Here is a 23137-nt window from a genome sequence, read left to right on the forward strand (position 1 = left end):
CACTGCGCAAACGCGAATGTACGTAACGACACCATCGGCACGATGCACACCGATGCCTACGCTTGCTCCCGCTCGCGCACGATGGCGCCGTCGAGCACCATCGGCGCGCCGTCGATCAGCACGTCGCGCGGCTTGCCGTGCGCGAGCAGCTTGATGAAATCGCGGCTGTCGCCGTTTTCGGCGAGATCGGCGGGACGGTCGTACAGGCATAGATCGGCCTTCATGTCCGCCGCGATCGCGCCGATATGCGCAATGCCGAGCGCCTGCGCCGCCGAACGTGTCAATGCATCGACTACGACATTGCATGTCGCCACGGCGTCGCAGGATTGGTGTATCAGCGCGGTCGACAGGGACACGAGCGACTCGTAGCGATCCGCGCGCCCCACTGCATGGCCGCTGATCGAGAAACCCAGTGCCCGGTCGTGCAACGACAAGCGCGCAAAGTGTTGCTCCAGCAACAATTCGCTGACGGCGCCCGGTGCGCATACCACGTTCGCCGACGATTCGTTCACCATCGCCACATCGCGGCGAGTCAGTTGCGACAGATTGAAGATCGTCGCCTGCGATAACAGCGACAGGTAGGACAGCAGCCCCACCTCCGTGAAGTAGCGCGTCTCCTTATAGCGCTTCGCGTCGCCCGTCGTCGAGCTCAGGCGCACGCACAGTCGCCTGCCGAGGCGCTCGGCAATCGACGCGGCGGCGAGCAGCGTCGCCGCGGACCAGATCTCGCCCGGCACGACCGCGGGAAAAACCTCGCAGCTCCCGAGCCTGATTGAATTCATCACGCGCACGAAGTTCTCCAGCGCACGCTGGACGGCGGCCGTCTCGCTGTCGCTGCTTGCGCCGCGCTCCGCGACTTCCACGTAAAGAAGCCGGCGCACGCCGTCATGCCCGCAGCACGCCACGCATTCGGCAAGGCTCGCGCAAAACACGCCCGCTGTCGTGACTCCGTGCAACGCGAGTTGCTGCGAATAGTCGTCCCAGTCTTCGTGAAGCGGGCCCACGTCGGAGTCGATCAGGCCGGGCAGACACACCGTCGTCTCGCCCGCCAGCGAACAGGCCCGCCGCGACGTGCCGGGCGGCAAGATCCGCGCGATGCGAGCACCGTCGATTTCGATATCTGCTCGCACAAAGCAATGCCGCATCGAATCGAAGTACAACGTATCGACGATCGCCCATTGAGCCATGCCGCAGATGTCGGTATCGAGAACGCCGCCCATATGCCCTCACGTACTCAGGCCTTTCGATGGCGACGCCCGTACGGCTGCCATCCCCTCGTTACCGATATCGTCCGTTCGCGTCGCCTGCCGCGCATCGCCCGTTTCTTGAACGGCGGGGGACGCTGGATTCGCATCGCGTGTCGCGTCGACCTTCAGCAGCGGCGCAACGACGTTGGCCAGCGCCTGCCCGATGAGCTTGTGTGCAACGGGTGTGAAATGGCAATCCATCCGGAAGCGCAACTGCCTTCTCGTCCCGGCGGGATGGCGCAGCATGTCGTCGAGCACGTGATGGACAGGCACATCGATCGACTGCGCGAGCTCGTCGAAACGCTGCCGGATGTCCTTGTAGCTCGCCGTTTCTTCGACATACTGATAGACGGGCATGACGGCGATCACCGCCGGCACGGGAATCTCCGACACCCACTTCTGGAGGATGGCCTGCATGAGCTTCCAGCCGTCGTTGCTGGCGGAACCGTATTCCGGAAGGGGCTGGAATTTGGTCAACCGCTGGCACAGGTCCTTGAAATCAGGTCCCATCTTGTTGACCATCTTGCGCAAGCTCGAGCGCAGCGAGGCGATGCCGCGTTGCGGCGCGTCCGGCTGATCTGGCTTGTAGGGCTGCGCGACGGGCTGACCCGTCAGGGTCAGCCCGTCGCCGCCGGCAGACAGCTCGAACCAGGGCTTGGGCACGCGGATCGCTTCGCCGGCGCGGTCCGCCCATCCGCGTTCCTTGAGGACATTACGCTGGATGTTCTCCACCAGCACGCTGATGACGACGGCGTCGTACTCGATCTTCCCGGCGTACTGCTGGAAGATCAGATACTGCTGGTCGGTGCCGCTGCCGCTCAGCCCGAAGTTCAGCACCTCGGTGTCGGGCAGTTGCTCTTCGAGGACGTCGGCGTAACGCTTGCCGTTGCTGACGCCGTCGCCTGCCGTGTACGAATCGCCAAAGACGAGGATACGATGCGCGCGGTTCTTGCGGGGCGTCACCTGATGTTCGCAGCGAAAGCCATCGCGGTTGGTCTTGACCAGATAGCCGCCGCCTTCATGGGGAATCCGGAGTTTGAGGCCGGGTGCAAACCGGTAGCCCAGGACTGGGTCGTATTGCATCAACCGCCTGTGCAGCCCAGGCGCCTCGGTGGCCTGCGTGCGCGCATTCATGGTTGTCTCGGTCTCCTGTCGACGAGAGTTGGCGCTTTAGCGCCTTACTCTCGTCCCACGGTATGTCGGCCGGCGTTGGCGCTTCAGCGCCTACACCGGCCCCATAGCGAGTCGACGAGAGTTGGCGCTTTAGCGCCTTACTCTCGTCCCACGGTATGTCGGCCGGAGTTGGCGCTTCAGCGCCTACACCGGCCCCATAGCGAGTCGACGAGAGTTGGCGCTTTAGCGCCTTACTCCTACTCTCATCCGCATGCCTTATTGGTATTTCGCACCTTCCATTTACCATCAAACGGGACAGCGGATTTCCATAGCCATCCTCATTAATGACCCAACATCCATCGTTCCAATTACGCGCTGGCCTCTCTGTAAGTTACCCCGCCGGGCTGGCCATCGAGCGCCATCACATAGTCGATTTCCGCAACCCTGCCTTCGCCGGCTGGCGGCACATCAGAAAGCACTGGGAGCTAAGCCACCAGGGCAGCAACGCGACTGGACTGAATTCGATCTGCCGGATTTCAAACCACTGGCCAACCTCGGAAATCAGCTCGCGAAAATCAAATCCCTTATGTGTGACACGCGGATTCGAAGGCCTTGCAACCTTGAAGCCAACAGCCGATTTCAATACTTCGAAGAGGGTGTATTCCGTCTGCCATTTGCGATGACGAATCATCCAGTTCAGGACCTTGGGCACGACGGCCGCGCCGTACATGATCGGCACCGAGATGATGAACGTGCCATCCGGCTTCATGACGCGCTGGGCATCGGCCATCAGTTGCGATAATTCCTGCGCATGCAGGTGTTCGCATACCTCGAAAGCCGTGAACACATCCACCGACGCATCGCAGACGGATTGCATCGATTCGACATAGCGGACTTCCGGATAGATGGGCGACATATAAGGCTCATACCCGATCAGCGAGACATCAGGCCTCATTTGCCCCAGCCGGTGAAGAAACTCGCCCTGGCCTGTGCCGAAATCGATGACTACGCTTGCGTGGCCGCTAAAGAGATTGGCCAGCTGGAGCCCTTTCGCCAGTCGTTCCCGGTGCGCATACCGGGCCAGAGGATTGGCGGATCGGATGGTTTGCTCCTCGTACGGAATGTCTCGCATCTCTGGCACCTCGGTTATTTTTGATTTCCTCAGGCTCGAAACTTCGAGTGATCGCGTTTCGGTACGCCTCCTGATACCGTCAGTCGAATGCAATGAACCTGTCTCGTCGCGATTGCGCCGCGACGAGAAACCTGCCGCATTGGATCGGGCGCTGCGCCATCGAACCGGCATGCGCGCAGTCCGCGATGTAAGCCGATGCGTAATTATTTCTCTGCAACATCGTCATTGTACGGAGATCGCGCAGCAATTCCCGGGCACTTCCGTAAGGTGTCGGAGAAGGCCGAGATGTTGGCCGAATGTTCCCCTCGCAACAGACAGCGCGCGTAAAACTTGCCTGACCCGCAAGGCTAGAGTTTCGCGACGACCTGCTGCGCGATGGCCAGATACCGTTGCGCGGTGTCCTGCAACGTCAATCCGGCAAGCGAGCGCTGCACCCTCGGCTGCGCGAGCGCCGCCAGCAATGCGGCTGAATAGGCAGCCGTGTTATCGGTATCGACGAGTTGCACACCCGGCAGCGTCTTCGCGAACTGAAACGGCGTAATCGCACTGGCGACGACGGGAATGCCCGACGCCAGCGCTTCCAGGAACGCAACGCTGTGCCCTTCCGAGCGTGAAGGCATCGCAAACACGTTCGATATGCTCAATACGCCGCTCACGTCCGAATTCGGGCCATCTACGCTCACCCGCTCTTCGAGCCCGAGCTTCTTCACCAGATCCTCGATCGCGGCCAGATACGCCGGGTCCTCGACCACGCCATACAACTGCAGCCTTACGTCATTGACCTGCGCGGCGACGTCGCGAAATGCATGGACGGTCTGCAACTGGTTCTTTACCGACGTATAGCGGCCGATCTGCACGATCTGCGCCGGCGCGCCGTTGGCGCGAGGGCGGTCGTCGAACATAAAGCGCGATGTGTCGACGCCGTTCGGAATCATCGTCAGCAACGGGTGCGAGCCGACGCAGCGCGTATAGTCGCGCAGGTTCGCCGGCGATACGCCGATCACGGCTCTCGCCCGCGATGACAACAGCCGTTCGACGTTGCGAAATAGCGCCCCTTCGAAGTCGTTGACGGCCGAATGCATCACGTAGATGACGGGCACCTTGCTCGGAAGCGCGCGTGCATAGAATGCAGGGATCGTCGCGTGGGCGAACACCACATCGGGCCGGAAGCGCCGCATCACGCCCGCCAGATGCATCAGCTTGACGGGCAAACTCGAACGTCTCGCGGGAAACACGCACTCGACGCCATGCTTGACCATCTCGCGCGTGAGCGCCGCAAAGTCGGGACGCTCGGGCAGCAGCGCCGTCATGCTCACCGTGCTGCCCTCGCGCTGCTGGTGAATCGCGAGATCTTTTGCCAGCACCTCCGCGCCCGACAGACGCGGCTCCAGCACGAGATGAAGGATTCGCATCATCGCACCCGTGCAGTCCGGTACGCCATCCACGACGCGGCCGAGCTCAGGCCGAGCGTCATCGCCCACGCGATGCCCGTCACGCCCCAGTAATGCGTCGCAGGGGGCACGCACGCGAGCAGCACGAACACCTGGATCACGGAGGCCTGCGTCGTCGCCTTTGCGTCGCCCACGGCGCGCAGATACGCGACGAGCACGGCGATCAGCGCGCCGATCGCCATGTTGATCACGAAGATCTTGAATAGCGGGACGGCGGGCAGCCATGCGGGGCCGAGGATCAGCGAGAAGAGCATGTGCGCCGCCATCCGCAGCACGATCACGACGACCACCAACCCCAGCGCGACCACGCCGATATAGCGCCTGAAAAGCCGCGCGGCGTGGTGCGCGTCCGTGCGGTGGCGGGCGGCGAATGTCGGGAACAGGTACTGCGACATGGCGATCGCGGCATCGGCGAGCAGCATCTGCGCAAGCCGCGACGACATCTGATAGGCGCCGAGTTGCGCGGGCCCGAGCAGCTTGCCGACCACCACCTTGTCGAACTGGTTGAGCACCAGGTTGACGACGCTGCCTGCCCAGATCCACCGGCTGAATCCGATGTAATGGCCAATACCCGACCAGCGCAGTCGAATGGGCGGACGCGGGTTCATCGTGATCCACGTGAGCACCGTTTTCAGCGACTCGCCGACGATCATGCCGATCAGCACCGAATACGCACCCGCACCCGCCAGCGCGAATGCGAGCCCGCAGCAGCAGTCGACGAATGCCGCCGAGATCTCGACGAGCGCGATGTGCTGGAACCGGCGGTCGCGCTGCACGACGTAGTATGCCGGTGACGCGACGCCGCGCAGCAGCGGCAATAGCGCCGCGAGTTGCAGCAGCAGCAGCGCGCCGCCCAGATGGAACTGGCTGTTCATCAGCGGCGCGATGGCCACGAGCGCCGCGCCGACCAGCACGCCGCGCGTCGCGAGCGTGGTCCATACGGCGCCGAGTTCGTCGCGCGTCGGCGCCGCCCGCCCCTGGATCACCGCCTGCGACAAGCCCGTGTCCGACAGCGATTCCGCGATCGCGACGGCGAGCAGCGCGACGCTCACGCTGCCGATCGCTTCCGGGCCGAGAATGCGGCCGATCGCGAGAAACTTGATGGCCACGAAGCCGCGCATCAACACCTGTTGCAACAACACCCATGTCGCCGCACTCGAACCCAGGCCCGCTCTGAACGAAAACGCCGGTAGCCTCATCGTTCGCAATCTTCTTCTCCTTGATTCGTGTCGCTGCATACCGTCATGTCGCAATCAGATGCGCCGCATGTCGCAGATGCAAAACAGCACGCGCGGAACGGCCGATGCAAACCGGCCGCGCCGCACATTCCGCCACGGCATTCCTCACGCCAAAAGCCGCGTGCAGGCGGCACAGCCTTGCCCGGCAACGCACGCGTGCCGTACGTCAAGGTAACCCGCCGGATTCGCATGCGGACGCCATCAGTCAGTCAGATTCGGCAAGCGGCCTGAACGGCTGTCTGTTCTCGCCAAAGATATGGCGAAATTGTCGGTTCACGCCGGGGTCGTGATGCTAAGGTGAGCGCAGTACCCATTCCCGCAATCGCCATGGAACGCGCAACCCATCTCGTGCCCGTCGATGCCCCCATTGCCGATGCCGCAAAGCTCGGCTATGTCGTCATCATCGAGCCGAGCTTCACGGGACACCGTTGGCGCTATGTCGAATGGATCGCGCAAGCCTGTCTCGAATCCGGTCATCCGTGCCTCGTCGTGACGGAAAACTCGAATGAGGACCACCGGCTCGCGCGCGAGATCATGGCCGCCGGGCGCGAGGATCTGCAGATCGCATTCGTCGATCCGGACGGACAAGGCCAGCGTCGCGGCCTCGGCATCAAACGCAACAGCTATGCGCGTTATCACGCGTATTTCAAGCTCGCTTACGATTCCGTGAAGCGTGTCGAACGGGTCCGCCTCGTGGTCGTGCCGTACGTCGATTACTTCTTTCACGCGCTGCCGCTGCTCGGCACGCCGTTCGGCAGGGCGCCGTGGATCGCGATCACGATGCGCGCGACCTTCCACCATCGCAAGGTCGGCGTGCGCACGCCGGGGCGCCCGGTCGCCAATCTCGTGAAGTCGCTGCTGTTTCGCCGCGCCGTGCATACGAAAGGCCTGCGCGCGCTGCTGTCGATCGATCCGACGCTGCACGAATGGGTGGGCCGCGCGAACCCGAAGCATGGCGCGAAGGTCGCGTATGTCGCCGATCCGTTCCCCGACGCGACAGCGGAAGATCCCGTCGTCGCGCGCGAGCGGCTCGGGCTCGATCGCAACGGCCGCTATCTGCTCGTCTATGGCTCGATCAGCGAACGCAAGGGCATCTGCGAGCTCGCCGAAGCGCTCGCGGGCATGAAAGACGCGCCGACGCTTTTGCTTGCCGGCGAGCAGGACCCGGACATTCGCGGCTTCATGCGTGCGTTCATTCCGATCCTCAAGCCTGCGCCCGTCATTCTCGACCGCTTCATTTCGAACGAGACCGAACGCGACCTGTTCTCCGCCTGCGATATCGTATGGCTCGGGTACAAGGGCCACTACGGCATGAGCGGCGTACTCGTGCAGGCGTACCGCTTCGACAAGCCCGTCATCGCGACGAGCGACGGACTGATCGGCTGGTTCTGCCGCGATGGGCAACTCGGGCCGTGCCTGCACGATCTGTCGGCGGCATCGATCAAGCGTGCAATCGATGAAATCGGCGCGCGCTGGCAACAAGGCATCATGCATCAGCGTCCGCTCGACCATATGCTCGCCCGCAATACGCTCGGGCAATTCAAGGAAACGTTGCGTCAGACCATCGCAGCGGCGATCGAGATGCGCGCCTGAGCGCGCACTCGCGCGCCGCGTGCGGCACGCGGCACTCAATGATCTGATATCAGTATCAGGACAACTGCCCGCCGACGGGCATCTCCTCGCGCACCGACGCATTGCGCTTCGCCGGGTATAGCGCGTTGCGCAGCCGCAGGAACGGGTACTCGACGGCGCGGGTCATCACATAGCCCGCGATGATCGCAATCGCAGCCTGGACGGATAGCGCGACCACCCACGTGGCCACGGGCGGCAAGCCGAGTGCCGTCGCCTTGCGGATCACCATGTCGCCAGGTGCGAGCGCGAGCGAATGCCACAGGTAGATACCGTACGAGTACACGCCAAGCCACGCCATCGCCCGATATGGGAAGGCATTGCGCACCTTTGCCGAGTGCTCGAGCATCAGCACGATGAATGCGCAAAAGCCGATCGCCTGAATCGTGTAGCCGATGCTTTCGTCGAGGGGAACATGCTTCGTCGCGAACGCGAGCCATGCGACCAGCACGCCCACCACGGCAAGCAGCAACCCCGTGCGTTTCGCGATGCTCTGATACACGTCGGGCTTCATCCAGTAGATAGCGGCCAGGATGACACCGTAAAGGAGACTATCGATCCGGTATTGCGTATAGAAGAACGCGGCGTCGAGGTTGCCTCCCGCTACGACGATGCAGCGGGCGACCAGCACGAGCGCGCAAATGCTGCCCAGCACGCCGATGATCGATCCCGCGCGCAGCTTCCAGCGCGCGAACAGCAACAGCACGGCGGGCAGGATCAGATAGAAATGCTCTTCGACGGCAAGGCTCCACGTCTGCGAGATCGACGTGCCGAAGTAATTCTGCAGATGTGTCAGGTTCTGCCAGAGAAACGTATCCAACGGATGACGCCCGGCGATCGCGTGAAAGAGGATCAGCACGTAATACGCAGGCCAGATCTTGAACATCCGGCGCACGATGAAGCGGCGCGCGTCGACGTGTCCCGTCTCCGCGTATTGCCGCAGCAACAGGCCGCCGACGAGAAACCCGCTTAGCGTGAAAAAGAGGTTCACGCCTTCGCGGCCGAAGTTCTTCAGCGGATACTCGATGATCGCGATCAGCGTGCTGCCCGTCTGCACCGTATGAAAGTGAAAGCCCATCACGGCGAGGATCGCGATGCCGCGCACGAAGTCGAGTTCGACGGATCTGCCCCGCACCATCGACTGCGCGCTGCCGAATAACTTCATGCCTGCCCCCTTCTACGCCTTATTCGACGCCTGGTTCGACGCCATTCGCCCGTCTTGTTCGAGAGGCGCGGCGCGGAAAATCCACTCGCCCTGCTTGCGCCGCGCCACTGACGCATCGCGCGATGCAAAGCGGTGTCAGCGGGCGCTTTTTCGCACGCTATTCCAGTCATGTTGCTTGCTTGGCCTTGCACTCGTGCGCCAACTTGCCGTCGTTGTCGGACAGCCTGGTGACATCCGCCAAACCCTCTGACCGTCGCTGTCCGGCCGCATCGTGCGACCCCGCCAGAACCCAGGCGAAATACGCCTCGTCCGGACTCGACCGTAAGCCGCCCATTTATATTCAGACTGGATGGTGGCGAGCGCGCCGCCGACGTCACGATCAACGCACCGCATTGGGAGAGGGGGAACCGTCGATGCGCAACAAGTACGCTACGTTGTGGATCTGGATGTGCATCGTCCCGCTCGCGCTCGATTACAAGGCCCCGGATGCCGATTCGGGCCACGCCGCCCAGGTGCTGCTCGTCGCCCCGACGCTCACTGCCTCGGTGGCGCTGATGTTCATCGCGCCGCGCTTTCGTCATACCTCGCCGTTGCGCAGCTTCGTGACGCTCTGCCTGATGTTGAGCGTGCCGTGCAGCCTGATTTCGCAGTTCGTGCAGGGCAACGATTTCGGCAACTACATGCGCGTCATCCTGCCCTTCCTGTTGTTCATGCTCGGCTACGAAGTCGCGTGCCGTCCTTGGCATGAAACCCGCATCGGCGAGATGGAAAAAGCGCTCTTCTGGGCCAATCTGATCAGCCTGGTTTTCACGTTCATTTTCGGCATCGCGACGAGCGGCGGATTTGGCGCGCTCGCCGAGGTGCGATACCGGATCGTCTCCGTGACGCTGCTCGGCCTGCAAGGCGTGTTGCTGCACGAGTTCATGCTCGCAAGGCGTTTTTCACCTTTGATGCTCGCCGTGTTTCTCGGCACCGTGGTCGTCGAGCTGTTGAGCGTGACGCGCAGCCTGCTGGTCGGCACCGTGACGCTGATCCTGATGGCCGCATGGATGAACGCGCCGTCGCTGCGTTATCTGGTGCGCTCCGCGATGCGGATGTTCGTCGTCAGTCTGGTGCTCGGCGCAATGGCCGCCGTCGCCGTATGGAGCTTTCCGAGCGTCACCAAACACTGGACGCAGCGCCTCGACGCGGCGGCCGCCACCGAAACCCGCAAGGACCCGACGACGATCACGCGTCTCGCCGAAATCAAGGATCAGTTCGATCAGGTCACGTCGTCGACGCAATCGCTGCTGCTCGGCGAAGGCTACGGCCACTACTACCGCTATTCGCCGCAGTATCTGCCCGATCTCGCCGGACAGATCAGCGAGAAGGATTTCTACGCGATCCGCGAATGGGCAGCGGGCCATAACTTCTGGATCTATCAGTTGTTCGCGGGCGGCATCCTGTTCGGCATTGCGCTGCCGCTCGCGGTGCTCGTCGTGCTCTGGCAGTGCACGCTCGCGTACCGGCGCTGGCGCTGGCGCAGTCCCGGCGCGCCGCTATTGCCCGTGTTCGGCCGCGCGATCCTGCTGCTTGCCGCGTTGCCCGCCACGTCGATCGGCGGCAATCCGCTCGGGCCGCGTTTCTCGGGGCTCGTGTTCGGTATCGCGCTCGGGCTCACCGTCGCCATGTACTGCCGGCTGCAGCGCGAACTGGACGCAAAGACGCGTGCCCGCTTCGGGCCGGTGATACCGCCGCAGCCGGCGAACACGCCCGCCACCGTCAAACGTCCATCGACACAGCCCCCGACGCAGCCGCCAAGGCCCGCGCCTTTTGCATCCGCTGCGCAGCACGAAGCGCTTCCCTGCTCCGCCGACACCGGGCCATTCGAGCCGGGGCGCACGCATGACGTGCGTCAGCGCGGCATGCCCGCGTCCGCATGACGGATGCGGCATGAGCGCTGTCCGTTCGGGTCGCCCACACCTTTCGCACTTTGCCGTATTCACTTTGCCGTATCGCTTGCCAATGAAAATTCTTCATCTACTTTCCACAGTCGACCCGCGGGCAGGCGGCCCGACTGAAGGCGTACGACAGAGCGGTGTCGCGATGGCGTCGTTGGGTCATGAAATCGAAGTGGCGTCGCTCGACGCGCCCGATGCGTCCCACGTGCAGGACTTTCCGTTGCCCGTGCATGCGTTGGGCCCCGGGCGCAATGTCTACGGCTACACGCCTCACTTCGCCGGATGGCTCGGCCGGGAAGCGCAGCGCTTCGACGCGGTGATCGTGCACGGCCTCTGGCAATACCATAGCTTTGGCGCGTGGCGCGCGCTGCGCGCGTCGAACGTGCCGTACTACGTGTACACGCACGGCATGCTGGACCCGTGGTTCAAGCGCACTTACCCGCTCAAGCATCTGAAGAAATGGGCGTACTGGCCGTGGGCCGACTACCGCGTGCTGCGCGACGCGGCCGCCGTCATCTTCACGACCGAGGAAGAGCGGCTGCTTGCGCGCCAGTCGTTCTGGCTGTATCGCGCGAACGAATGCATCGTGCCATTCGGCACCAACCCGCCGCCGCCGCATGCGCAGGCGCTGCGCGAAATGTTCCTGAGCGCGTATCCGCAGTTGCGCGGCAAGCGGATCGTGCTGTTTCTCGGACGCATCCACGAGAAGAAGGGATGCGACCTGCTGATCCACGCGTTCGCCGATCACGCGCAGCGCGACCCGGATGCGCATCTCGTGATCGCCGGTCCCGATCCGACGGGCTGGCAGCGCCCGTTGCAGGCGCTCGTGCGTTCGTGCAGCCTCGATGAGCGCGTCACATGGCCCGGCATGTTGCAGGCCGACCTGAAGTGGGGCGCGTTCTATGCGAGCGACGTGTTCGCGCTGCCGTCGCACCAGGAGAACTTCGGCGTGGCCGTCGCGGAGGCGCTCGCGTGCGGCTTGCCCGTGCTGCTGTCGGACAGGGTGGGCGTGTGGCGTGAAGTGGAAAGTGATCACGCGGGGTTTGTATCGAGCGATACCGTCAGCGGCACGCAGCGCAATCTGCTGAACTGGCATTCGCTCGACGCCGTCAGCAAGGCAAAAATGCGCGAGCAGGCGCGTAAGACCTTCGATGCGCGCTTTGGAATCGCCAGTATGGTGGACGGGCTGACGGCGCTGTTGCAGCCTCAGACGGCCGCGGCGACGCGCACGGCGGGTGTGCAGCAGAATGCGTCGGGGGCGGCGTCCGTTGCGTCGAAGGCACCGGCGCAGAAGCATCCGTCGGTGAATTGAGTCATGGATGCCCGTCGTGCGACGGGCATCTATCGCTTAGACGGCCTTGTTCCCCCCAGCTGTCTGCACCAGCGACTGCGCCGCGATCGGCAGCTCGACGGGATCGAGATTCGGCATCGCGCCAAACCGCGCGCCCGCATCGACGATGGGCAGCACCGTTGCCGTGTCCGGCTTGCCCAGCCGTTGCGCGAGATGCTCGCCAAGACGCAGTGCGAGCGCCGAGATCGTGATCGTCGGGAAGTTTGCGCCGACCGTCGGGAAGACGGAGCTGCCCGCCACATACAGATTGCTCACGCCATGCATCTTGCAGTCGCGATCGACGACGCCTTCGCGCGGTGAATCGTGCATCCGCGTCGTGCCCATGTGATGCCACGTGCCTTCGAATTTCCCCGGCCATGACGCGCGGCCTTCGAGCGGCTCTTCGAGTTCGACTTCGGCGACGCCCATCAGCTTCAGTTCGTCGGCGAGCAGCGTGAACGTGCGGTCGAACGTGCGCCGCACGAGTTCCGTGAGCCGCCAGTCCACTTTCACGCGCGGCAGGCCGAGACGATCCTTGCGATCGGAGAGCGTCACGCGGCTGTCGGGATTCGGCTCCGCTTCGACGATCGCCTGCAGCTTCACGTCGGAAATCAGCGCGCGCAGTTGCAGCAGACGCGTCAGGCCAAAGCCGATGGTGTCGACCGGATGCGCTGCCATCGTCAGGTAGTCGTCGCGCGCGCGGCGGCCCGGCTGTTCCTTGCGATGCAGCGCCTCGCGGCAACGGATGAGCGCCTCTGAACCTGCGCTGCCCTCACCGAAAAAGCGCGAGAAGAACCACACGCGCGAGTTGAGCAGCTTCTCGCGCATGATGACGTCGTGCGTCAGCGCGAACTGCGACGAGATATGCGCGCCATGCGCCGCGACGGCCGGGTTCTGATAGTGGTATTTGATGTCGTACAGCTTGTTGCGCGCCCATTGCTTGGAGAACTTCACGTTGCCCGTCATCACGCGCGGATGATCCATGAAATAACGGCCCACGAGATCGTTGCCGTTGCCGAGGCCCGCCGCCTGCACCTTGTTCGATATCAGCAGAAGGCGCGCGTTTTCGATGCCGCCTGTCGCCAGCACGAATACCTTCGCATTCACGCGCGCACGCTTGCCCGTGAGCGTCACGACATCGACGCCCGTGACTTCCGTCGCCTGCGGATCGGTGTCGATGTTCACGACGTTCGCATACAGAAACACGCGCACGCGGTTCGAGCGCGCCAGCGCTTCCCGATACTCCTTGCCGAAACGCACAGGCGGGCTGAACTGCGAGATGGTGTCGCGCACGTTGCCCGACATCAGCGGATAGCGGCGCACGTCATGCCGGTTGATCTGCTGCTCCCACCACGCCGGTTCGAAATTGTGCGGTCCGAGCTTGAGCAGCGTATGCACGCGCTCGTAGTACGGCGCCAGTTCTTCGAGGCCGAACGGCCAGCCGCTGTGCGCGACCCAATCCTTCCTGTCGAAATCCCACGGGTCGAGCGGCCGGCACCAGCCGCCCCAGCAATTGCTGCTGCCGCCCAGAAAACGGCTGCGGCAGCCGTCCGCGAAGGTGTAGGGGATGCCGACGTTATCGCCGCGATAAAGGTCGCGTGTCTCGTCGTCTGCCTTATAGCCGCCGCTTTCGAGCAGGCAGCATTCGACGCCCGCCTTGTCCAGTTCCATCGCGAGCGTGATACCCGCGACGCCAGCCCCGATGATGCATACCGTCGTTGACACAACAACGCCCTGCTCGACACTGCGGGTATCGATAAACATCCGCTGCTCCCGGCTTGGTGTTCTCTTCGTACCTTCTACGGCCGCGTAAGACTGCGTCCGTTCTGGTCCCTCGCCACCCGTGCAGCCACAGGTTCGCGGTGCAGCCGCGTACCGCGGGGACGCCCCGTCGCGGCGCTTGCATACTTCGTTCCCGTGCCTGCAATGCTTACGTAGGATGATGGCGCCCAGTTGGTCCGTTCATCCGCCAACATCGCGCTTCCTGCAGACAGAAGCATGCACCGCATGCGTGCTATGACGCGCCGCTCGCCTCCTCATCGAAGCGCTTGCGGATGAACCGGCATGGATTGCCGCCGTACACGCCCTCCGCTTCGAGCGAACGGTGCACGACCGATAGCGGCGTGACCACGGCCGACCGCCCCACCGTCACGCCCATCTGCACCACGCACTTCGACGAAATCCACACGCCGTCCTCGATGACGATGGGCGCAACGCGCAAGTCCATATTGGTTCGCATGTCATGCGAGCCTGCGCTCAAGAACGCGCCTTGCGAAATGCAGACGTTCGAACCGATGCGAATCGGCGCCTGGTTGTAGATCCATACATCCACGCCGAACCAGCAGTTGTCGCCGACGCTCAGGTTCCAGGGCGCCTTCACGCGGATCGGATGAACGAACCGGCAGTTCGCGCCGATCTTCGCGCCGAACAGCCGCAGCAGCGCGACCCGCACGGCCGACACGGGAAGCAGCTTGTTGTTGATGATGCAAGCTTCGAGCACGAACCAGATGAGCTCGGTCAGCACACCGCGCGATGCGACGTAGTTGCCCTTGCCCGCGCGGCTCAAGTCGATCACGCGGCCCGTCTGCCTGTCGCCCGAAGGCGGCGGCGCAGTGGCCGGCACGGATGGCTGCGCGGCATCGCGCTGCTGCATGTGCGCGTTCTGATCGATCGTGGAGCCGATCGGATTGTTCATGGTCTTCTCCAATCGAGAAAGGCGCCGCTTTTGTGTATACGGTTCGACAGGTCCGGGTATTCCGCGTGTCGCACGCCCGGTGTATCGCGCGCCCCATGCAGTCGATTATCTGGCCCGCACATCCGCATGGAAGGCGGCTGGCCGTGCCGTGCGGTCTTTTGGCGGATCGGTGCGGACTCTCCGGTTCACCATGCACGCATGGCTACACGATGTTTGCACTGGAGGTAGACGACGATGGCCGCTCATCCTCGTTCGCGGCACGCCTCGCCGCTCGAATATCTGTTGCGCTTCGGCGCTCGTCCCCGCGTCCTGCTGATGCCGCTCGCGATTGCGTCAGCTGTCGCACTCTCGCCATACGCGCAGGCTCAGGCGCAAAACGACGCCGCACAAGGCAACGGCAAGGCGGCTGCCGCCCGGGGCAACAACGCGGGTGGAGCAAACGGCGCAAATGGCCCGAACGGCCCCAATGGCGCGCCGCCCAAAAAGACGGCCGCACAGCGCGTGCAGGAAGATAGTCAGCGTCTGCTCGGCGGCCCGAAGACGTCGATCGATCAATATGGCGTGGAGGGCGCCACGCCCGACGCGCAACGTGACGCGCTCATGAACAGCGAACGGATGCGCGTCGCGAAACCCAATACGCAGGCCGCAGGCGGCCCCGTCGCCGCGGGCGGCAATGGCCCCGCGCAAGCCCCTGCCGCCGCGAAGCGGCCCCCTCGTGGCGGCGCGAATGCGCCAAATGCGGCGGATGCGGGTGGTGCCGGCGCGGGCGCAGCGGGACAGCGCGGCGGCGCGGCCAACAACACAAGCGTGGGCGCTGCCGCCGCGTCGGTTTATGGCGCGCCCTATAGCAACCGCGCCGGCAGCACGTTGTATCGATCGCCCTGGTGAGCGTCGGCGCCGCGTCGACGACGAGCCGCTCTACGTAACGAACGAAGGCCACATTCGACTTGCAACGAGTGCAGGCCGAATGTGGCCTTCGCGTTTGATGCATCGGATCGCCGGCACGCCGGCGCTTCACTCCACTTCCGACTCCTTGACCCGTGCCTGCAGAATGCCGCTATCGGCGATCGGCGGCGCGACGGGCCGCGCGGCGGGCAGTTCGCCGCCCGTGAGCGCGGCAAGACGCGCGTCGAGCGTGACCTGGGTCGAAAGCGGCGAGAACATCGTTTCGGCATAGCGCCTTCCTGCCGCGCCGAGCCTCGCGCGCCGTGCGCCGTCGATGGCGAGCGTCGCGATCGCATCGACGAGCGCGCCCGTGTCCTCGGGCGGAATGACCACGCCGTTGTTCTCGACGGATTCATACAGCGCCGTGCCGGGATGCGCCATCGCGATCACCGCGCGGCCGCTCGCGAGCATGCCCGTCAGCTTCGACGGCATGACGAGATCGGCGGCGTCGGCGCGCTGCGGCAGCACGTGAATGTCCGCTACGTTGAGCAGTTCGTTCAGCGACGACGCAGGCTGCAACGGCAGGAACCGGCAATTGCGCAGGCCCTCGCAACGCTTGACGAGGTCGTCGCGCGCCGCGCCGTCGCCGCAGAACACGAAGCTGATGTCCTCGCGCGCGGCAAGCGCCGCGGCCGCGGCCGCGAGTGTCTCGATGCCCTGCTTCGCGCCCATGTTCCCCGAGTACAGCACCACCGTGTTGTGAGCCGCAATGCCGAGCGTCTCGCGATACTCGCTCGACCGGCCAAGCGGAAAGATGACGCGCGTGTCGACCCAGTTCGGCAGCAGCTCGGTCTTCTGCGCGTCGACACCTTTGCCGATCGCGCGCTCGACCATCTGGCTCGAAATCGACGACACGACATCGAAGCGCTTGAGGACGGAGCGCTCGACCCAATACGCCAGACGCGCGGCGACCCCGCTCTTCAGCAGGCCGAGATCGAAGGCGGCATCGACTTCGTAGTCCTGGATGTGCAGCCACGCCTTCGCGCCCACGGCGCGCGCGAGCGCCAGCGCGCCCGGCGCGCACGCCATCGTCGGCGCGATCAGCATCACGGCATCGGGACGCCAGGGGATCTGCCTCGCGAGCAGCGGCAACGACGACACCGCAAACGACGCGAGATGCAGCAGCCGTCTCAGACCGCTTTGCCGCGCGGGCACCCATAGGGGCGCTCGCCAGACCCGCACACCGAGCATGACGTCGCGTCGGTAGCGCCACATCGCATAGCCTGCCCCGACCTTCCATTCCGGGTAATACGGCGGCGCGCAAACGACGCGCACCTCATGACCGCACTCGGCCAGCATCTGCGCCATCTCGGCCGTGTACTTGCCGGTACCGGACAGTTCGGGCGCGTAATTGAGGCCATAGATCAGAATTTTCATATTCGACATCCACAGCGAATGTCCGTAAGCGGCCGCGCACAGCGCTACGCCTCCCTTTCCCGCTACCCCGTCGCGGCCGGCACGTTCCAGCCTTTGCCGCGCTCAGCCGATCTCAGTCGCTCAGCATCAGCGCGCAACCGCGCGCGATGTTGGCCGCGGCGTACGGCGGATCGAAACGCCGGATCACGTCCATGCAGCGGCGCGCCGTCGCTTCCGCGTCCGCGAATGCTTCCGTGGCTTTAAGCAGCGTGCGTTGCAGACCTGCGACATCGCCCGGATTGAACGCGTAGCCGCTCACGCCTTCGTGCACGAGCTCGGGCACGCAGCCGCAGCTGTCGCTGACCACGACAGGGCAACCATGCGCGAGCGCTTCATTGACGACGAGCCCCCACGGCTCGCTGCGGCTCGGCAGCACGAGACAGGTGGCGCCGTAGTACTCGCGCGACAGCGGCTCGTCCTGGAGGCTGCCGACGAAAGTGACCGAACGGTTCATGTCCCGTTCGGCGACCCGCTTGCGCAACGCGCTTTCGAGCGGCCCCGTGCCGACGATGCGCAACTGCGCGCCGGGCAGTTGCTTGCCGAGCCCCCCGAACGCGTCGATCAGCGTCGTGATGCCCTTTTCTTCCGAAAGACGCCCGACGAACAGGAACACGGGCGCGCTGTCCGAGCGGTAGCTCACGCGCTCGGCCAGCGCCCGCTCGGGCGAGAACGTGACGGGCAGCGCGGCCGCCTGGCACGGAATGAAGATCTTGTCGCTCTTCGCGCCAAGCGACATCAGATATTCGCGGCTGCGCACGCCGAAGCCGAAATAGCCGTCGCACAGCGAGAAGAACACGCGTTTCGGAATCGACGTGAGGAGGCGCTTGGGGCGATCGCGTCCCGTCGAATCGCAGAATACGGCGCGGCGCTTGCCCGTCAGGATGCAAGCGGCGAGCATCGCCCAATACTCGGGGCGGTGATAGCCGGGCAGTACGATCAGATCCGATTTGGCCTTCAGCACTTCCCACACGAGACGCGCCGTCATCCGCCATGTCGGCACGTCTTCGTAGCACCCGTCGAAGAGCTTGTGCATCGGATAGCGGTGAAACGAATAGTCGACCTCCGAAAAGCCGAGGCGATCGTGCTCCGTGTCCGCGATCTGCACCATCGAGTAGCGGATCGCTCCCGACGCCGAGATGTTGTGCAACGCGGAGAACACGGCGCCCTTATGCCGTGACCACACTACGTTGTGAAAGATCGTGACTGACGCTTGCATTTCTTATAGTCCTCTTTCGATCGAAATTGGCGGATCTCCCGGCAAAAAAAAGAACGGACGTCGCCTCATCCCGGTCCCAGGCAACGTCCGTCACCAGGAGCGGTTCATCAGGCGCGTGCGGCCATCGCAAATGAAGGCGCGGCCAACTTCTCCCCGTGCTTCTCTTCAGATTTCTCGTCGTACTTCGCCGCGAATTCCCGATACGTATTGGCGATTCCCTCAGCGAGGCCGATGCTCGCGCGCCAGCCCATTTCCGCCAGACGCGACACGTCGAGCAGCTTGCGCGGCGTACCGTCCGGCTTGCTCGCGTCGAACTGCAATTCGCCCTCGAAGCCCACCACGCCGCAGATCGTCTCGGCGAGTTCGCGGATGCTCAGGTCTTCCCCCACGCCGACATTGAAGACGCCCGTGTTCACGTCATGTTCGAGCACGAAGAGCGTCGCCGCCGCGAGATCGTCGACATGCAGGAACTCGCGCCGCGGCGTGCCGCTGCCCCACACCGTCAGCGAAGGGTCGCCGTTGACGCGCGCCTCGTGCGCCTTGCGGATCAGCGCGGGGAGCACGTGGCTGTTCTTCAGGTCGTAGTTGTCGTTCGGACCGTAGAGGTTGGTCGGCATCAGCGCGACATAGCGCGTGCCGTACTCGCGGTTGTACGCGTCGCACAGCTTGAGGCCCGCGATCTTCGCGATCGCGTACGCGTCGTTGGTCGGCTCCAGTTCCGAAGTCAGCAGATACGACTCGCGGATCGGCTGCGGACACAGCTTCGGATAAATGCAGGACGAGCCGAAGAACACGAGCCGGTCGACGTTCGCGCGATACGCCGCGTGTATCACGTTGGTTTCGATCACGAGGTTCTCGTACAGAAACTCCCCCGGCTGCGTCGCGTTCGCGAGAATGCCGCCGACGCGCGCCGCCGCCAGCAGCACGACGTCGATCCGCTCGCTCTCGAAGAAGCGGTTCACCGCGGCCTGATCGGTGAGATCGAGTTCGGCATGCGTGCGCGTGACCAGGTTGCGATAGCCGCTCGCCTCGAGCTTGCGCACGAGAGCCGAGCCGACCATCCCGCGATGCCCCGCGACATAGATGCGTGCGTTCCTGTCCATGGCCGTTACTCGTGATGTTCCAGCGCCTTGAAGCCGGCCAGCGTGACGAGTGCATCGCGCCGCGCGATCTGATAGTCGGACAGCACCATTTCCTTGACGAGCGATTCGAACGTCGTGATCGGCTGCCAGCCGAGTTTCTGCTGCGCCTTCGACGGATCGCCGAGCAGCGTTTCCACTTCCGTCGGACGGAAGTAGCGCGGATCGATGCGCACGATCACGTCGCCCGGCTGCACGCGCATTTCGCTGCGCTGGCGGCGCTCGACATGCTCGACGATGCCCACTTCATGCAAGCCGCTGCCTTCGAAGCGCACGGTAATGCCCAGTTCCGTCGCCGCGCGCTGCACGAATTCGCGCACGCTGTATTGCACGCCCGTTGCGATCACGAAGTCATCGGGGGCTTCCTGCTGCAACATCATCCATTGCATTTCGACGTAGTCGCGCGCATGGCCCCAGTCGCGCAACGCGGACAGATTGCCGAGATAGAGCTGATCCTGCAGACCGACCGCGATACGCGCGATGGCCCGCGTGATCTTGCGCGTGACAAACGTTTCGCCGCGCACGGGCGATTCGTGATTGAACAGGATGCCGTTGCACGCGTAGATGCCGTACGCCTCGCGGTAGTTGACCGTCGTCCAGTACGCGAACAGCTTTGCGACGGCGTAAGGACTGCGCGGATAGAACGGCGTGGTCTCGCGCTGCGGCACTTCCTGCACGAGGCCATACAGTTCGGACGTCGACGCCTGATAGAAACGTGTCTTCTTCTCGAAGCCGCAGATGCGGATCGCTTCGAGCAACCGCAGCGTGCCGAGGCCGTCGGCGTTGGCCGTGTACTCCGGTTCTTCGAACGACACGGCGACATGGCTCTGCGCCGCAAGGTTATAGACTTCATCCGGCTCGACGCGCTGCATGATGCGCAAGAGGCTCGTCGAATCGGTCAGGTCGCCGTGATGCAGTTGCAGGCGCTGGTCCGGGTCGTGAACGTCGCGGTAAAGGTGGTCGATCCGGTCCGTGTTGAACAACGAAGAGCGGCGCTTGATGCCATGCACCACGTAGCCCTTGTCGATCAACATCTCCGCCAGGTATGAGCCATCCTGGCCGGTGATGCCGGTAATCAAGGCAACCTTCTGGGTCATCGTTTTCTCCTGTATCGATCGGAGTCGGCGCTTGAGCGCCTACTCGGTCCCATGCGAGATAAACGCGGATAATGTTCGTCGGGGCTGTTCACGGCCCGCCAGACGCCAGCCGCTTCTAGCCTGCAATACTTTCGTAGCCGTAATAGCCGCCGCGATAACCCGAGCCGATGAATGCGCCCGCCTGCGGTACGTCGGTCAGCAACACGCCCTGCAGATTCACGCCGCCGTTGCGCAGCCGTTTCACCGTTTCGGCGAGCTCGCCGACGGGATGGCGTCCGTGGCGAATCACCAGCAACGTCGTGCCCACGTGCCTGCCGATCACGGTCGAGTCCGTGACGGCGAGCACGGGTGGCGTATCGATGATGATCAGGTCGTACTGCTTCTTCAGTTCCTCGAGCATCGACTCGAAGCGCTTGCTCATCAGCAGCTCCGACGGATGCGAAGGCAGCGAACCCTTCGTCAGCACATCGAGGCCCGGCAGCACCTCGCGCTGGATCGACGACTGCAGGTCGCCGCCGCGCAGCACATCGGACAGCCCCGGCTGATGCTGCAAACCGAAGTGCGAATGCACGTCGCCGCGCCGCATGTCGCCGTCGATCACCAGCGTGCGCTTGCTCGTCGAGGCGACGAGCGCCGACAGATTCACCGACAGGAACGATTTGCCCGCGTCCGGACGCGAGCCCGTCAGCATCACGACGTTGTTCTGGTTGTCGTCGACGGTCAGTTGCAGCGAGGTGCGCAGGTTGCGCACGCCCTCCACCGCGATGTCCTGCGGCGCCTGTTCGGCGAGCACGTGCAGGCCGCGGCGGCGCATCATCACGTCCTGCTGCAGACGTAGTTGCTGCTCGCTGCGCGGCACGACGGCGAAGACGGGAACGCCCAGCGCGGCTTCCAGTTCGTCCGGACGCTCGACGCCGCCATACAGCGTCTTGCGCACGAACGCGAACACGATGCCGATGAAGAGGCCCGCGCCGAAGCTGATCAAAATCACCATGAAGCGCTTCGGACGCACCGGGTCGTCCGCGGCCTCGGCGAAGTCGACGATGCGCACGTCGCCTACCTGGCCCGCCTTCGCGATCCGCAGTTGCTGCGCGCTGTTGAGCAGGTTCGTGTAAAGCTCCGTGTCCACATGCACGTCGCGCAACAGGCGCAGCGCCGTCTGTTCCGTATCGGGCAGCGTCTGCACGCTCTTGCCCATGCCCGCGAGGTTGCCCTGCAGCGTCCTGATCTGCGCATCGAGCGCCGCCACGGCCGGGTGATTCGCCGTGAAGCGCTGCGACATCTCCGCGCGCTGCGTCTGCAGATCGACGAGCTTGGTCTTGTTGTCGACGATCTGTTGCAGCAGCAGGCGGCTTTCTTCGCTCAGATCGACGGTGCCGTGCTGGTTGCGGAACGTGTTGTAGCGCTGCTCGGCGGCGTCGAGTTCCTTGCGCAACTGCGGCAGTTGCTGGTCGAGGAACGCGAGCATGTGCTCGGCCTCCGACGAACGGCTTTCCACATCCTGGCGAATGAACTCACGCGCCATGTTGTTCATGATGTCGGCCGTGAGCTTCGGGTCGTGTCCTTCGAGGCTCGCGCGGATCACGCCCGATTGCAGCGTCGATTCGCCTATATCCATCGACTTGCCCAAACGGTCGACCGTGGTAAGCGTCGACGCGCGCGTCAGGTCGAAGCGCGCGCCAGGGGCGCCGACGAGTTCGTCGACGCGCAGGGAGATCGGGCCCGCAGGCGTTTCGCGCACGACGTTCTCGCCGACCCGGCCTTCGAGAATCGCGACGCCATCAGGGTTGTTCAGCACGAAGTCGCCATTGCGGCCGGCGATCAGCGTGAAGTCCTTGTCGTACATATCCTTCGCCGTGTCGAACTGCGACACCTTGATGCTTTCCTTGCCCCACGCATAGCTCGGCATCTGCAAGGCCGGCGGCAGCTTGATGCCCCACTTGCCGTTCATCAGCGGCGCGAGCAGGCCACCCACGACGGGCAGCGTATGCGGCCGCGCAGCGATATCGAGGTGCAATGACTTGACGGTCTCTTCCGTCACGAGCCGCGACTTCATCAACTCGATTTCGGCTGCCGTCGAAGGCTTCGTGTCGAACATGCCCGTCAGCGGTTTCAGGCCGTCCTGCTTGTTGTTATCGGCCTTGTCCACCACATGGAACAGCACGTCCGCGCGATATACGGGCGTCGCCAGAAAGGCGTACGCGGTGCCGAGCGCCGTGACAGCCAGCGTGATCAGCAGGATCGACTTCCAGTTCGCGACGATGGCCTGCAAATAGTCCGTTAAATGCATCTCGTCCGAACTGACGTCCGTATAGCGGTTGTCAAAGTTGATAGCCATTTGCGTGATCCATCGAATACCGACAATGTCGAAAGCGTTGCGTGAA

Annotated in this window: 17 protein-coding genes; 4 read left to right on the forward strand and 13 right to left on the reverse strand. The window is 63.9% G+C overall.

Annotated elements, in window-relative coordinates; all coding sequences use genetic code 11:
* Nucleotides 1–56: 56 nt before the first annotated feature.
* From J8I87_RS14930 to J8I87_RS14950, 5 genes are all read right to left on the reverse strand, one after another.
* A complete protein-coding gene (locus J8I87_RS14930; RefSeq protein WP_209932226.1) occupies nucleotides 57–1220 on the reverse strand; it encodes a hypothetical protein in 1164 nt (387 codons plus the stop codon).
* 6 nt (nucleotides 1221–1226) lie between these two features.
* The gene (locus J8I87_RS14935; protein ID WP_209932227.1) at nucleotides 1227–2381 is read right to left on the reverse strand and encodes an SGNH/GDSL hydrolase family protein; all 1155 of its coding nucleotides are present in this window, start codon (nucleotides 2379–2381) and stop codon (nucleotides 1227–1229) included.
* A 400-nt stretch (nucleotides 2382–2781) separates the two neighbouring features.
* Nucleotides 2782–3492 (reverse strand): methyltransferase domain-containing protein, encoded by a 711-nt coding sequence (locus J8I87_RS14940; RefSeq protein WP_209932228.1) that lies wholly within the window; start codon nucleotides 3490–3492, stop codon nucleotides 2782–2784.
* A gap of 347 nt (nucleotides 3493–3839) precedes the next feature.
* Nucleotides 3840–4904 (reverse strand): glycosyltransferase, encoded by a 1065-nt coding sequence (locus J8I87_RS14945; RefSeq protein WP_209932322.1) that lies wholly within the window; start codon nucleotides 4902–4904, stop codon nucleotides 3840–3842.
* On the reverse strand, nucleotides 4904–6151 hold the full coding sequence (locus tag J8I87_RS14950) for an oligosaccharide flippase family protein (RefSeq protein ID WP_209932229.1): 1248 nt from the start codon (nucleotides 6149–6151) through the stop codon (nucleotides 4904–4906). The genes J8I87_RS14945 and J8I87_RS14950 overlap by 1 nt, the downstream gene beginning before the upstream one ends.
* A 357-nt stretch (nucleotides 6152–6508) precedes the next feature.
* Between J8I87_RS14950 and J8I87_RS14955 the strand changes: the two genes are divergently transcribed.
* A complete protein-coding gene (locus tag J8I87_RS14955) occupies nucleotides 6509–7774 on the forward strand; it encodes a glycosyltransferase (protein WP_209932230.1) in 1266 nt (421 codons plus the stop codon).
* Between the two features lie 55 nt (nucleotides 7775–7829).
* On the opposite strand, the gene J8I87_RS14960 is transcribed toward J8I87_RS14955, so the two are convergent.
* The gene (locus J8I87_RS14960; RefSeq protein ID WP_209932231.1) at nucleotides 7830–8975 is read right to left on the reverse strand and encodes an acyltransferase; all 1146 of its coding nucleotides are present in this window, start codon (nucleotides 8973–8975) and stop codon (nucleotides 7830–7832) included.
* Nucleotides 8976–9388: 413 nt separating this feature from the next.
* Here J8I87_RS14960 and J8I87_RS14965 point away from each other — a divergent pair, with 413 nt between their 5' ends.
* Entirely contained in the window at nucleotides 9389–10897 is a 1509-nt protein-coding gene (locus J8I87_RS14965) for an O-antigen ligase family protein (protein ID WP_209932232.1), read from the forward strand.
* 82 nt (nucleotides 10898–10979) lie between these two features.
* A complete protein-coding gene (locus tag J8I87_RS14970; RefSeq protein ID WP_209932233.1) occupies nucleotides 10980–12227 on the forward strand; it encodes a glycosyltransferase in 1248 nt (415 codons plus the stop codon).
* Between the two features lie 36 nt (nucleotides 12228–12263).
* On the opposite strand, the gene J8I87_RS14975 is transcribed toward J8I87_RS14970, so the two are convergent.
* Together J8I87_RS14975 and J8I87_RS14980 are read right to left on the reverse strand one after the other, a co-directional pair.
* A complete protein-coding gene (locus J8I87_RS14975; protein WP_209932234.1) occupies nucleotides 12264–14009 on the reverse strand; it encodes an FAD-dependent oxidoreductase in 1746 nt (581 codons plus the stop codon).
* A 250-nt stretch (nucleotides 14010–14259) separates the two neighbouring features.
* Nucleotides 14260–14940, reverse strand: coding sequence for a DapH/DapD/GlmU-related protein (locus tag J8I87_RS14980; RefSeq protein ID WP_209932235.1), 681 nt, complete (start codon nucleotides 14938–14940; stop codon nucleotides 14260–14262).
* 234 nt (nucleotides 14941–15174) lie between these two features.
* Between J8I87_RS14980 and J8I87_RS14985 the strand changes: the two genes are divergently transcribed.
* Nucleotides 15175–15828, forward strand: a complete 654-nt coding sequence (locus tag J8I87_RS14985; RefSeq protein WP_209932236.1) for a hypothetical protein — start codon at nucleotides 15175–15177, stop codon at nucleotides 15826–15828.
* Nucleotides 15829–15954: 126 nt separating this feature from the next.
* On the opposite strand, the gene J8I87_RS14990 is transcribed toward J8I87_RS14985, so the two are convergent.
* From J8I87_RS14990 to J8I87_RS15010, 5 genes are all read right to left on the reverse strand, one after another.
* Nucleotides 15955–17262: a glycosyltransferase WbuB gene (locus J8I87_RS14990; protein WP_209932237.1), complete on the reverse strand. Its 1308-nt coding sequence runs from the start codon at nucleotides 17260–17262 to the stop codon at nucleotides 15955–15957.
* Between the two features lie 112 nt (nucleotides 17263–17374).
* Nucleotides 17375–18517, reverse strand: a complete 1143-nt coding sequence (locus J8I87_RS14995) for a glycosyltransferase family 4 protein (RefSeq protein ID WP_209932238.1) — start codon at nucleotides 18515–18517, stop codon at nucleotides 17375–17377.
* Between the two features lie 107 nt (nucleotides 18518–18624).
* Entirely contained in the window at nucleotides 18625–19620 is a 996-nt protein-coding gene (locus J8I87_RS15000) for a GDP-L-fucose synthase family protein (RefSeq protein WP_209932239.1), read from the reverse strand.
* 5 nt (nucleotides 19621–19625) lie between these two features.
* A complete protein-coding gene (gene gmd / locus J8I87_RS15005) occupies nucleotides 19626–20753 on the reverse strand; it encodes a GDP-mannose 4,6-dehydratase (protein ID WP_209932240.1) in 1128 nt (375 codons plus the stop codon).
* A 115-nt stretch (nucleotides 20754–20868) separates the two neighbouring features.
* Complete coding sequence (locus J8I87_RS15010; protein WP_209932241.1) at nucleotides 20869–23091, reverse strand: polysaccharide biosynthesis tyrosine autokinase; 2223 nt, start codon at nucleotides 23089–23091, stop codon at nucleotides 20869–20871.
* Nucleotides 23092–23137 lie beyond the last annotated feature (46 nt).

The sequence above is a fragment of the Paraburkholderia sp. LEh10 genome, assembly GCF_017814945.1.
Lineage (GTDB): Bacteria > Pseudomonadota > Gammaproteobacteria > Burkholderiales > Burkholderiaceae > Paraburkholderia.

Coding starts and splice junctions, on each gene's coding strand:
- J8I87_RS14985 (WP_209932236.1), top strand. CDS start 15,175: ATGGCCGCTCATCCTCGTTCGCGGCACGCCTCGCCGCTCGAATATCTG.
- J8I87_RS14940 (WP_209932228.1), bottom strand. CDS start 3,492: ATGCGAGACATTCCGTACGAGGAGCAAACCATCCGATCCGCCAATCCT.
- J8I87_RS14980 (WP_209932235.1), bottom strand. CDS start 14,940: ATGAACAATCCGATCGGCTCCACGATCGATCAGAACGCGCACATGCAG.
- J8I87_RS14960 (WP_209932231.1), bottom strand. CDS start 8,975: ATGAAGTTATTCGGCAGCGCGCAGTCGATGGTGCGGGGCAGATCCGTC.
- J8I87_RS14995 (WP_209932238.1), bottom strand. CDS start 18,517: ATGCAAGCGTCAGTCACGATCTTTCACAACGTAGTGTGGTCACGGCAT.
- J8I87_RS14955 (WP_209932230.1), top strand. CDS start 6,509: ATGGAACGCGCAACCCATCTCGTGCCCGTCGATGCCCCCATTGCCGAT.
- J8I87_RS15010 (WP_209932241.1), bottom strand. CDS start 23,091: ATGGCTATCAACTTTGACAACCGCTATACGGACGTCAGTTCGGACGAG.
- J8I87_RS14935 (WP_209932227.1), bottom strand. CDS start 2,381: ATGAATGCGCGCACGCAGGCCACCGAGGCGCCTGGGCTGCACAGGCGG.
- J8I87_RS14965 (WP_209932232.1), top strand. CDS start 9,389: ATGCGCAACAAGTACGCTACGTTGTGGATCTGGATGTGCATCGTCCCG.
- J8I87_RS14975 (WP_209932234.1), bottom strand. CDS start 14,009: ATGTTTATCGATACCCGCAGTGTCGAGCAGGGCGTTGTTGTGTCAACG.
- gmd (WP_209932240.1), bottom strand. CDS start 20,753: ATGACCCAGAAGGTTGCCTTGATTACCGGCATCACCGGCCAGGATGGC.
- J8I87_RS15000 (WP_209932239.1), bottom strand. CDS start 19,620: ATGGACAGGAACGCACGCATCTATGTCGCGGGGCATCGCGGGATGGTC.
- J8I87_RS14945 (WP_209932322.1), bottom strand. CDS start 4,904: ATGCGAATCCTTCATCTCGTGCTGGAGCCGCGTCTGTCGGGCGCGGAG.
- J8I87_RS14970 (WP_209932233.1), top strand. CDS start 10,980: ATGAAAATTCTTCATCTACTTTCCACAGTCGACCCGCGGGCAGGCGGC.
- J8I87_RS14930 (WP_209932226.1), bottom strand. CDS start 1,220: ATGGGCGGCGTTCTCGATACCGACATCTGCGGCATGGCTCAATGGGCG.
- J8I87_RS14990 (WP_209932237.1), bottom strand. CDS start 17,262: ATGAAAATTCTGATCTATGGCCTCAATTACGCGCCCGAACTGTCCGGT.